This is a genomic window from Algibacter lectus, assembly GCF_004368925.1.
Classification (GTDB): Bacteria; Bacteroidota; Bacteroidia; order Flavobacteriales; family Flavobacteriaceae; genus Algibacter; species Algibacter lectus.
The window spans coordinates 1598310-1610895 of sequence record NZ_SORL01000007.1 but is presented as its reverse complement, the minus strand read 5'-3'; the positions used below and the strand labels follow the sequence as shown (position 1 = coordinate 1610895).

At 35.4% G+C, this 12586-nt stretch carries 7 protein-coding genes; all 7 read left to right on the top strand.

Annotated features, from left to right (window positions below; genetic code table 11):
• Positions 1-11: 11 nt before the first annotated feature.
• The 7 genes from DFQ06_RS07300 (at position 12) to DFQ06_RS07270 (ending at position 12525) form a co-directional block, all read left to right on the top strand.
• Positions 12-2642: a glycoside hydrolase family 31 protein gene (locus tag DFQ06_RS07300; protein WP_133966915.1), complete on the top strand. Its 2631-nt coding sequence runs from the start codon at positions 12-14 to the stop codon at positions 2640-2642.
• Between the two features lie 35 nt (positions 2643-2677).
• Complete coding sequence (locus tag DFQ06_RS07295) at positions 2678-4057, top strand: 3-keto-disaccharide hydrolase (RefSeq protein ID WP_133966913.1); 1380 nt, start codon at positions 2678-2680, stop codon at positions 4055-4057.
• 37 nt (positions 4058-4094) lie between these two features.
• A complete protein-coding gene (locus tag DFQ06_RS07290; RefSeq protein ID WP_133966911.1) occupies positions 4095-5528 on the top strand; it encodes a right-handed parallel beta-helix repeat-containing protein in 1434 nt (477 codons plus the stop codon).
• Between the two features lie 20 nt (positions 5529-5548).
• Positions 5549-7039, top strand: a complete 1491-nt coding sequence (locus DFQ06_RS07285; RefSeq protein ID WP_206672764.1) for a right-handed parallel beta-helix repeat-containing protein — start codon at positions 5549-5551, stop codon at positions 7037-7039.
• 179 nt (positions 7040-7218) lie between these two features.
• Complete coding sequence (locus DFQ06_RS07280) at positions 7219-9054, top strand: arylsulfatase (protein WP_133966909.1); 1836 nt, start codon at positions 7219-7221, stop codon at positions 9052-9054.
• 54 nt (positions 9055-9108) lie between these two features.
• The gene (locus DFQ06_RS07275) at positions 9109-10902 is read left to right on the top strand and encodes an arylsulfatase (protein ID WP_133966907.1); all 1794 of its coding nucleotides are present in this window, start codon (positions 9109-9111) and stop codon (positions 10900-10902) included.
• 33 nt (positions 10903-10935) lie between these two features.
• Positions 10936-12525 carry a sulfatase family protein gene (locus DFQ06_RS07270; protein ID WP_133966905.1) on the top strand — a complete coding sequence of 530 codons (1590 nt, stop codon included), beginning with the start codon at positions 10936-10938 and terminating at the stop codon, positions 12523-12525.
• Positions 12526-12586: the final 61 nt, after the last annotated feature.

Sequence of the window (12586 nt, the reverse complement as noted above, 5' to 3'; positions counted from 1 at the left end):
CCAAAATTATAATGACAAAAAACATTTGCTTTCTAAGTATAACGCTTCTTTTTCTAGCAAGCTGTAACTCAAAATATAAATACAATATTGAGAAATCGGAACATGGCCTTACCATCCAGCAGGATAGCTTAAATATTAATGTTGAAATTATTGACGATGCCATTATTCATGTCAATAAAATACTGAATACAAGTACACCGTCAACAATTCCAGATTATGTTACGGTTTTAGAGCCTCAAAGCGTAGAATGGGAGTTGAAAGAAACGTCAGATAGAATAACAATTAGCACCAAATTGGTAAAACTATTTGTAAATAGTGATGGTGTTATTACTTTTGAAACAAAGGATGGTAAAGGTTTATTAGCCGAAACCAATGAGCGTACTTTTATTAATTCCGAAGAAGAAGGAAAGCAACATAATGTTTCACAAGGGTTTCAAGCGGGAGATGAAGGTTTGTACGGTTTAGGGCAGTTTCAAAGTGGTATCATGAATTGGAAAAATGTACCAATTCGTTTACAGCAGTATAATCAGGAAATCGCTATTCCGTTTTTGGTTTCAACTAAAGGTTATGGTATTTATTGGCATAATTATAGTCTTACCGATTTTAATAATCCTGAAAATGAGATCGTATTTGATTCTAAAGCTGAAGTTAACAATAGCAGTGAAGAAACAGTAGCTCCTGTTGATGGTGAAAAGGAAAATGTAGCAGCTTATGCTGCTAAAGAGGCGGCAGAAAAAAACATACGCGAAACTACATTTACACCAACAAAAACTGGAGAATATACCTTTTTAGCTTTAAGTGATAATAACGGCCGTATGCGAGGGAATATTAATGTATCCATCGATGGCGATTCTGTTATCAACTATTCAACCATATGGATGCCTAGGCGATATTCAGGTAAAAAACATTTAGAAGCTGGCAAGGAATATAAGGTAATATTCCAAAATACAGGAGCAAAAATACCAGGGAAATTATTTTATAATGAACCGGATTTTAACAAAACCGTTTTTAGCAGTACTAAAGGCAATGCCATCGATTATTATTTCGTTTATGGAGCTAATCCGGGTGAAGTGATATCAAACTATCAAGAGTTAACGGGTAAGGCGCCTATGTTTTCAAAAAAATCTTATGGTTTTTGGCAATGTAGAGAACGTTATCATAATCAAGAGGAATTGTTAGAAAATGCTCGCGAAATGAGAGATCGAAATATCCCTGTCGATAACATTGTTCAAGATTGGTTTTACTGGCCAAAAGGGACTAAAGGACCAGAGTGGGATAGAGCTAAATATCCAGATCCAGATGCTATGGTAGATGAGCTAACCAAACTGAATTTAAATTTAATGGTTTCTGTTTGGCCAGAGGTTAAAAATAAACCTTTAGAGGAAAAGTATGGGCTTACTAAAATAGAAAGTAGTAATTATATCGATATTTATGATAAAAAAGTAAGTGAACAATTTTATCGCGCTTTAAGTGATTCTATGTTTCATAAAGGTGTAAAATCTATTTGGTTAGATGGTACAGAACCAGAGGGAGTAAGAGATACAAAAGTAAGTACTGCCGTTGGACCTTATGAAGAAGTTCAAAACCCTTATTCTTTAGAAGTAACAAGAGCCATGTATGAAGGTCGAAGAGAAGAGTTTCCTAACGAGCGTGTTTTTAACTTAACAAGATCGGCTTATGCCGGACAACAACGTTACGGAGCAACATCTTGGTCTGGCGATGTCGCTGGAACTTGGGAGCAGTTTGCGGAACAAATCCCTGCAGGGCTGAATTTTACTATGGCGGGTGTACCGTATTGGACACATGATATTGGTGGTTTCTTTAGAGATTCTAAGTCGTTAAATCCTATTTACGATAGTCAGTATACTAATCCGGAATATATAGAATTGTTAACGCGTTGGTTTCAGTTTGGCGCGTTTAGTCCTATTTTTAGAATTCATGGTTATGTTTCAGAAACTGAAATTTGGAGATATAACAAAGATTTTGAAACTACAGCTCGCAAATTTATAGATACCAGATATAAATTGATGCCATATATTTATTCTGAAGCTTGGAAAGTAACAACTCAAGGTAAATTAATGATGTCGCCGCTTGTGTATCATTACCCAAAGGATAAAAATACTTGGGGTATTAAAGATCAATTCTTTTTTGGAGAATCGTTAATGATTTGTAATGTTACCGAATATCAACAACGTCAAAAAGAAATTTATTTGCCAGAAGGTATTTGGTATAATTTCTGGACAGGTAAAAAAGTAAAAGCTACCGGGAAAATTACTATTGAAACGCCTTTAGATGAAACTCCAATTTTCGTAAAAGCAGGAAGTATCTTGCCAATAGGTCCAAAAGTTCAGTTTGCTACAGAATTAACAAAAGATCCTATTGAAATTGTGGTGTATCCTGGAGCCGATGGGGAATATGTAGTCTATTTTGATGATAACGAATCGTATAATTATGAGGATAAAACCTATTCTGAAGTGGTTTTTACTTATTCCGATGCCGATAAAACACTAAAAATAACTAAAGGTGTGGATAATTATGTTGTGTTTGAAGATTTGCCCAAAGAATTCCTAATACACACTGTAGATCAAGGTCGAGCAGAAAGAATTTATTTTCAAGGTGAAGAAACTACTATTCAGTTTTAGATTTTTATAGTTTGATTAATTTAAACAACATTAAAATGAATAATTTAAAACTTAGCGTTTTAGTCTTAACAATATTGACAGGAATTAACTTATCCTTCAGTCAAATAAAACTAAAAGGTCTTGAAGATTTTCGAACTCCTCAAGGCGATTGGTTCGAAGTGAAATCGGTTGAGGTTGATTCGGTTAACTACCAGTTTTTAAATTTTAAAAAAGGTGCAGGTGTTTTTGTAAATGGAGAAATAGGCAAAACGGAACATATAGAAACTCAGGAGTCTTATGGAGATGTAGAATTGCATATTGAATTTCTATTGCCAAAAGGTTCCAATTCAGGAATTTATTTTCAGAGTAGATACGAAATCCAAATTTTTGATAGTTACGGAAAAGATGATGTGGCGTATTCTGATTGTGGAGGTATTTATCAGCGTTGGGATGAAAGTAAACCTAAAGGAGAAAAAGGTTACGAAGGTATCTCGCCAAGAGTTAATGCAACATTACCGTTAGGAGAATGGCAGACTTACGATATTATTTTTAGAGCGCCGAAGTTTGATCAAAACGGAAATAAAATAAAAAATGCCATGTTCGAAAAGGTAGTTCTTAACGGACAAATTATTCATGAAAACAAAGAAGTAACGGGAGCTACTCGTGAAGGTTTAGATGCTGCTGAGGTTGCTTTTGCTCCATTAAGGTTACAGGGCGATCATGGAAGTATTGCTTTTAGAAATATTCTAATTAGAAAATTAGATAATACAAGAGAAACCAAACTGAATACTTGGGTGGATCTTTTTGAAAATTCAGAAAAAACGGGACCCAATTATGATTTTATTGTAAACGGAGATGCGACTGAGCAAGAAGCAAACACTATGTTTGAGTATAATGGAAAGGAGCTTAAAGCCATGTATAAATGGAAGAAAACTGCCGCGCCTTACGGGGTTGCGATTACCAAAAAAGCTTACAGCTCTTATGATTTGAAGTTTGAGTTTAAATGGGGTGAACGTAAATTTGAGCCACGACTCGATAAAATACGTGATGCCGGTTTATTATATCATTGTCCTGTGGGAAGTTATGCTTGGCCATCAAGTTTAGAATATCAAATTCAAGAAGACGATTGTGGCGATCTATGGAATATTCTCGGAGCACATTGCGATGTTTTAAAAGATGGCGAAATTCAGAAAATTGAAAAAAGAAGCTATAGTAGTTCAAAAAAATGGACTAATGAAGAAAAGCCAGGATGGAATCAAGTCTTGTTGCAAGTTAGAGGTGATAGCGCAAAATACTATTTAAATGAGGTTTTAATCAACGAAATCACCAATGCAACATATGGAGGCTTATCGCTTAAATCTGGATTTATAGCTCTTCAGGCTGAGTATTCAGAATTAATTTATAGAGAAATAAAAATTAAAGAAGTTCAGTTTTAGACCAAATAAAAGTATTAAAATAAAAATAAGATTAATAATGAGTAAACTTATCAATACCAGTTCAGTACTTAAAAATTCGATGTTTCTTTTCGGGATGTGTTTCCTATTAAGCATCACTGCTAGCGCACAAATTAAGGTGAATTCTTTAAGTGAATTAATACCTTATTTAAGTCAGAATGAAGTGCATGTGAAAATGACCCCTGGTGTGTACTCTATAACGGCAGCCGATGTAAAAAATGGTTTATATCCAAAATCTTCTTTTGTAGGTAAAGAGTGTAAAGTATTATTGCTTTTTGAAGGAAGCAAAAGTACTTACGATTTTTCAGGAGTTACCATTAAGGTTGATACAAAAGTGTTTCAATCTTATGGAAATATTAGAATTAACGAAATTCAAATTGTTGGTAATAATAACGTGCTTAAAAACCTAACATTAATAGATGACGGATCGGTTTATGATGGGCCAACAAAAGGTGCGTTAAATGTTTGTATCGATGGAAAAGAGAATCTTGTTGAAGGCTTCTATGTAGCGGCTAAAGGATCGTTTCCTTATGGTTATGGCGATGCCTTTGGTAAAGGTGGAAAAAACGTTATTAGACACCAAAAACACAGTTCTTGTTTAATTCGTGGGGAATCTAATCACTTAAAAAACTCGACGTTTATCCATAGAAGTTACGGACATTGTTTATTTATGCAAGCTGCAAGTAACCCAACAATAGAAGGTTGCTATGTAGAAGGCGAAATGCGTAGTACCGACGATATGTTATTAGAAAAAGGTACAGGCTCTCCTGCCGATAAAGTTGATTTCATGACGGTTTGGGGTTACGAACTTCCCAAAGGCTACATGTTAAGTACTGGCGAAGCAGGTATTCGTGCTTATAATGCAGGCGAAACTATTATTGATGGTAAACTTATTAAGCGTGGCACATCGAACCCAACCATATTAAATTGTACGGTTAAAAATATGAGAACAGGTGTTACTTTAGCGCATGCCACTGGTAAAAAATATGTCGAAAATTGTACAGTTATAGGTAGTGAAAATGGGTTTTCATTAGGTTCTGGCGATGTGATTAATTGTAGAGCCGATTGCAGTTATGGACCAGTATATTCATCGACTTATGAAAATGACAAGAATTTTAATGCTGATATCACTATCATTCCTGCGAGTAATCCGTACATGAATGGTTCTGGAAATGTAGCCTACATAGGTGGTCGTGGTCATAATATCACTTTACGTGGAAGTAATGAAGGTGTCGAACACGGATTACAAATTAAGGTTGGTGGTTTAAAAAATAACATTCGTTTATTAAATGGAAATTTTCCGCATCAAAACGACTTTAAAGGATCCGATTTTGAAATTAATAATCTTACCGATTATCCATTATATCTTTCGAATAAAAGTTTAGGTGTTACAGGTAGAACGTCTGGAACTATAGAAGATTTAGGCACAAATAATACTATTCAATCAAAATAATAGATAAGATACCTTTTTAAATGAAGCAGCTTAAGTTTATAAATATTGCAGTAGTACTTATGTTTGTCGTTGCGCAGTTTAGTTATGCCCAAAACAAAAGTAAAACAGTTGAAAAAGGACTTCAGTTAAATCAAATTAAAGTGTCTAGCTTATCAGGGTTACGGGAAGCAGTTCAAGAAAGTAATCAGCACATTATTCTTAATCCAGGAAAATATAATATTACCAATTTACCAACAGAATCTAGAGGTTTCCCATGTTCCGGTTCTAACAATATTATTGAACTGAATGAGGTTTATATCAATTTCCCTGTCGGAACATGTAAAGATGCTCATTTCGATATTACAGGTTCTAATAATATTTTAAGAGGTGGCGATTTCGAAGATACTTACCAAAACGGTATGGAGAAAGTAACCGATTTTGGTAGCTACAATCAAAACCGAAAAACTTTGGCGAAAGGCTTAAAAGGAGGTGCAAATATTCGCGTTTCAGGAAATAATAATACTGTGGAAGGCATAAAGCTAACCGTAAGAGGTTCGTTTCCTTATGGCTATGGCAATATGTACGGTATTGGCAGAGGTAATGCTACCGGTTTAGACAAACGTTGCGCTTTGTTAATTACAGGCGTGGGGAATACGGTTGATAATTGCGAATTTCAACATAGAGCATTTGGACATGTTATTTACATGCAGAAAAACGCTGATAAAACCCTAATTAAAAACACCTACATTGAAGGTGATGTGCGCCCAAGTAACGATGCTTACGCAGAAACCAATGATGGTGATTTACCAAAACGATTTAATTACAAAATGCCACTTGGTGAAATGGAAGGACTTCCTATTCCCCGTGATGTAATGTTTAACCTTACGGAAGATGGTATTCGCGCTTATAATATTCCAGGGGCTGTAACCGTCGAGAATTGTGTGGTTAAAAAATGCAGAGGTGGTATTAAACTGTACATGGCTAAAGGGAAAGTAATTGTTAAAAATAGCACGGTTTTAGATTGTGTCGTAGAAGGCTATTCTTTAAATAATGGAGGAGAAATGATTAACTGTAAAGGCAATGCTGCTTACGGGCCGTTACTTTACATGCATTTCGATAAAGTATCAAATCAAAATATAGATTTAACTGTTTTACCGGCTCCACACGCTGTCGGAAATCATGTGTTTGCTGCTATAAAAGGGCATGGGCATAATATAAAATTAACAGCAGCTAATCCTTCAGAAACTATCGATAATACACTTAGACCCATTGTGGTTGGTTATCCTGCTCGCTTTCAGTTTTTAACTACAGATTATCCAAATGTACCTAAAGGGTATGAGGAAAATTTTAAGAAGCATTTTGGAAATAAAACGTATAGTGCGACAAATATTTCAATAAAAAATGGTACTAATTATCCGGTTATTTTAGGTCATTTATCCGAAGAAAATCAAGTGAAAAGTAGCGGTAAAGTAACCGATTATGGAACAGCTAATCTTGTGAAAACCTATCCTGTTTCCGAAGAAAAAAAGTAGTTAATCCCTCTAAACATCGAAGTTTTTTCAATATAAGCCTATAATTTATAGTATTTGAATGATAGTTTATATCCATATTTCTAAGGAAGTGATATTTTTATGCTCTTAAATGTCCGTTTTCTAAAGCGCGGATATTTCAATTCAAAATACTAAACATCTATTCAGATAAATTAATTCTTATGAAAAAAAGTAGAGGTCTTATTGCTGTAATTTTATGCGCCTTATTTATGGTGTCTTGTAAATCGGAAGAAAAAAAGACTGAGGTAAAGAAAGAAAAACCAAACGTCATTTTACTTGTTGTAGACGATCAGGGTTATGGTGATATTGGACGCCTTGGCAACAAGGAAATTAAAACACCAAACATCGATAATCTTTACGATGTAAGTGCACGTTTTACACAATACCACGTATCTCCAACTTGTGCGCCAACAAGAGCTGCTTTAATGACGGGGCATCACTCTAACAGAGCTGGTGTTTGGCATACTGTAAACGGGCGTTCGTTAATTTTAGATAGAGAGACAACCATTGCTCAGGTTTTTAAAGATAATGGTTATGCAACCGGAATTTTTGGAAAATGGCACTTAGGTGATAATTACCCATTTCGTCCGGAAGACAAAGGCTTCGAAGAAGTTTTAGTACACAGTGGTGGCGGTATTGAGCAAGCTTTGGATTATTGGGATAATGATTATTTCAATGATACCTACAAGCACAATGGTGAGTTAAAGAAGTTTGAAGGTTTTTGTACCGATATTTGGTTCGATAACGCTAAAAAATATATGGCAGAAAATCAAAAGAATAATAAACCATTCTTCTGCTATTTATCTACCAACGCAGCGCACACGCCATATTTTGTAGAAAAGAAATATTCTGATCCTTATGAAAATAATGAAAACATACCGAACGCAGCCTTTTATGGTTTAATTTCTAATGTCGATGAAAATATTGGGAAATTGGTAGAGTATTTAAAAGAAATCGATTTAATGGATAACACGATTTTAATTTTCTCTACGGATAACGGAACTTCAGCAGGAGCAAAAATTGAAAAAGGTGGCGATCGTTTAGATGGTTTTACAGATAAAGGATTCAATGCTGGTATGCGTGGTATTAAAGCGAGTATGTATGAAGGTGGACACCGCGTACCACTATTCATTCACTGGAAAGATGGTGGAATTACTACCGGAAAAGATATTAACGAACTTACGGCACATTACGATATCGCACCAACTTTGGTGGATTTATGTGGTTTAGAAGTTAAAGGAGATTTAAAATTCGACGGAAAAAGTTTAAAGCCATTAATCGATGGGCATAATGAAGAATTTGTAGATCGTGCGGTTATCACGAATTCACAACGTACTGAAGTACCAGAACCTTGGAGAAGAACCGCTTTTATGAAAGGCGATTGGAGACTTGTTAATGGTACTGAACTTTACGATTTAAGCAAAGATCCTGAGCAACGTACAAACGTTGCTGATCAGTTTCCAGAAAAAATGGATGCTTTTAAAGCAGAGTATGATGCTTGGTGGAAAGAAATTTCTCCAAGTTATGCCGATCAACCTTATATTATTGTAGGTACTCCAAATGAAAATCCAACAACGTTACACGGTCATGATTGGCACACTACAGCGGCAGCAAGTCCATGGCATCAACGCCATATTAGACAAGGTTATATCGATAATGGCTACTGGTTAGTAAAGGTTGCTGAAAGTGGAACATACAACTTAAAATTACGTCGTTGGCCAATAGAAACAGGTTTACCTTTAAATGGCGTGGCTCCGGTGCGTCCAACTCTGGAAGGCACAACGGTTAGAGAAAGTGTGAAAAGTAAAGCGTTAACTATCAAAAATGCTAGAATTAAAATCCAAGATGAAGAGCAGTCTGTTACTGTAGATCCTAATGCAGAGTTTGTAGAATTCACAGTAAATCTTAAAGCTGGAGAAACACAGCTTCAAACTTGGTTTACTTTAGATTCAGGAAAAGAATTGGGAGCATATTATACGCTCGTCGAAAAAATGTAAGTTGGACTTTATAAATTTTTACTTTTAGGAATTAATAACCTAACTTTTACCATAATGAGAAAAAGAATTTCATTACTATTTTTAGTCTTAATTGCCATGTTTTCGAGTTTTGATGGGCTTTCGGCACAATCGAAACAAAAACCAAATGTTATAATTGTAATCACTGACGATCAAGGAAAAGGAGATTTAGCTTGCGAAGGAAATAAGTTTATTAAAACACCAAATATCGATAAGTTTTATTCCGATGCGGTTCGTTTTACAAATTACCACGTGTCAACCACCTGTGCACCAACACGTGGAGCAATCATGACGGGACGCCATAGTAATCGTGTTAATGTGTTTCATACTATTAATGGGCGCTCTATTCTTTTTGAAGATGAAGTGACTTTACCACAAATTTTTGCTCAAAACGGCTATACTAATGCCATGTTTGGAAAATGGCATTTAGGTGATAATTATCCATACCGTCCTGAAGATAGAGGTTTTCATGAAGTTATTCGTCATGGTGGCGGAGGTGTAGGTCAAGGTCCAGATTATTGGGGTAACGATTATTTCGATGATACGTACTGGCACAATAGCAAAATGGAAAAGTACGAAGGATATTGCTCAGATGTGTTTTTCAATGGTGCTTTAGATTTTATTGAAACCAATAAAGACAAACCTTTTTTCTGTTATATTTCTACCAATGCACCGCATTCACCGTATAATCTTCCAAAAGATTATTTCGATTTATATCAGGGTAAAAAGTATAAAGATATCAATGAGAGAACCTTGCGTTTTTATGGAATGATTACCAATATTGACGACAATTTCAAAAAGTTAGAAGATAAATTAGACGATTTAGGTATCTCCGATAATACCATCGTAATTTTTACTACAGATAATGGAACGGCAGCAGGTAGAAGTGTTTACAACGCAGGCTTAAAAGGCGGTAAAGGTAGCCAGTATGAAGGTGGACACCGTGTACCACTTTACATTAGATGGCCAGATGGAAAATTGACAGGCGGTAAGGATATTGATGAGTTAGTAGCGCATTACGATTTATTACCAACGTTTGTAGATTTATTAGGTTTAGATTTTAATCCAGTTAAAAAACTAGATGGTAAAAGTTTAACGCCTTTATTAGAGGCTAAGAATGATACTTGGGAAAACCGAATTTTATATATGGATACCCAAAGAGAACAAAATCTGATCAAGTATAGAAAATATACAGTTATGGACAAAGATTGGCGTTTAGTTGATGGTAAAGAACTGTATAATATAAACAACGATTTAGGTCAGCAAAATAACATCATTTCTACACACCCAGAAGTGGCAGCACGTTTAGGTGTGGGGTACGAAACTTGGTGGCAATCTTTTGTAGACGAAGAAGTTAACGAGCGTTATGCTTACATTAAAGTAGGTTCTCCAAAAGAAAACCCGAGTAGAATTTCAGCTCACGATATGATTGTGGGGAAATTTAGTGGAGCTTGGCACCAAAATGGAGCTATTACTGGAGCTCGTGCTGGTGGTAAGTGGAAAATTGAATTTGTTGAAGATGGCGATTATAAAATCAGTTTACGTAGGTTTCCAAGAGAAAGTAACTTAGCTATCAACGCGACGTTTCCAGCTCAAGAAAAGGCTATTGAATATGATAAAACATCGCCAGCTGGAGAAAAATCAGATTTTAAAGAAGCTTTCTTATATGTAGCTAATATTTCTAAAACTTTAGACATTAAAGCAGATCAGGATGAAGTAACCTTTACAGGGAAGATTCCAGCGGGAAAATACGATATGGAAGCACAACTTATAGATGAGTTAGGTCGTGTACACCCTGCATATTATGTATATGTTGAAAGAATAAATTAGAAACGCTCTTTAGCGGAATTTTAAAATATCAAAATGAAATTAGTATTAAGATTAGTAGCCTGTTTGAATCTTGTCTTGTTAGTCTCTTGCGGCCAGCAAAATAAAGCACAGGCAGTAAAAGTAACACAAGAAACAAAACCTAATATTGTTATTATTTACACCGACGATCAAGGTTATGGAGATGTAAGTGCACTTAACTCAGAGGCGAAATTTAGAACGCCAAATATGGATAAGTTAGTTAACGAAGGTGTTACTTTTACCGATGGACATAGTAGTGATGCGGTTTGTACACCTTCTAGATACAGCTTGTTAACAGGGCGTTACAGTTGGAGAACAAGTTTAAAGAAAAACGTTTTACGTGCAGATGGTCCGTGTTTAATTGAAAAAGATAGAATGACGATTGCTTCGTTACTTCGTGAGCAAGGTTATAGTACAGCCATGATTGGTAAATGGCACCTTCAAATGGAGTTTGAAGGTGATGTGAAAAAGGGTGGTCGCGATTGGTCTAAACCTTTTACAGATGGTCCAATAGAAAAAGGTTTCGATTATTTCTTCGGAATTCCTGCTTCTATGAATTATGGTATATTAACTTATTTAGAAAACGATAGAGTGCTTGATCCTCCAACGCTTTACACAAAAAAGAAATTGGATGTTACGCCGCGTACTTATAGAATGACGCCTCCTTATCAGGAAGAACAAGCGAAAGGCTATGTTGAGGTAGCGCCTTCATTTAATGATGAATTGGTTCTTAAAACTTTTGCCGATAAAGCCGTTGAATATATCGGTAATGCTGCCGATGAATCTAAATCTGGAAAACCTTTCTTTTTATATTTACCACTTACAAGTCCACATTTACCACATTGTACACATCCTGATTTTCAAGGAAAAAGTAATTGCGGAAATTATGGCGATTTTATGGAAGAAACAGATTATCGTATCGGGCAAGTGCTTGATGCTTTAAAAGCGAATGGTTTAGATGAAAATACTTTGGTTATTTTTTCATCGGATAATGGTGCGGAATCTAATTACGCTTATCAAAGAGATACTTACGGACATTATAGTTGTATGAATTTTAAAGGAGGAAAACGTGATGTTTATGAAGGCGGACACCGAGTACCGTTTTTAATGCGTTGGCCAAATGCTATTAAAGCAGGAAGTCAAGTAAACGATCCGGTTTGTCAAACCGATTATTTAGCAACTATTGCTGATATTGTTGGAGCTAAAATACCTGATAATGCAGGAGAAGATAGTTACAGCTTATGGCCAATGATGCAGGATGACGCTGTTAAACAAAAAGCAGATAGACCGGTAATTCATCATTCATTCACTGGGCATTTTGCTATTCGCGAAGGAAAATGGAAATTAAATATGCTTAGAGGTTCTGGTGGTTCTTTAAAACCTGTGATTATAGAACCAAAAGAAGGCGAAGCGCCGTTTGAACTTTACGATATAGAAAACGATCCTGGGGAAACTACAAATCTTTATTTTGAAGAATCAGAAGTGGTTAGTAGGCTAACAGCTAAAATTACCGATATTATAAAAACAGGTCGATCAACAGAAGGATTACCTCAACCTTATGTTACAGAAAATTGGGAGCAATTAACTTGGATGAGCTTAAATTAATTAGGCATAAAGTGAATTTTTAAATTTGAAGTTCGTGATGTTGGCTTGTAAAATTATTTAT

Coding starts and splice junctions, on each gene's coding strand:
- DFQ06_RS07285 (WP_206672764.1), top strand. CDS start 5,549: ATGAAGCAGCTTAAGTTTATAAATATTGCAGTAGTACTTATGTTTGTC.
- DFQ06_RS07280 (WP_133966909.1), top strand. CDS start 7,219: ATGAAAAAAAGTAGAGGTCTTATTGCTGTAATTTTATGCGCCTTATTT.
- DFQ06_RS07295 (WP_133966913.1), top strand. CDS start 2,678: ATGAATAATTTAAAACTTAGCGTTTTAGTCTTAACAATATTGACAGGA.
- DFQ06_RS07290 (WP_133966911.1), top strand. CDS start 4,095: ATGAGTAAACTTATCAATACCAGTTCAGTACTTAAAAATTCGATGTTT.
- DFQ06_RS07275 (WP_133966907.1), top strand. CDS start 9,109: ATGAGAAAAAGAATTTCATTACTATTTTTAGTCTTAATTGCCATGTTT.
- DFQ06_RS07300 (WP_133966915.1), top strand. CDS start 12: ATGACAAAAAACATTTGCTTTCTAAGTATAACGCTTCTTTTTCTAGCA.
- DFQ06_RS07270 (WP_133966905.1), top strand. CDS start 10,936: ATGAAATTAGTATTAAGATTAGTAGCCTGTTTGAATCTTGTCTTGTTA.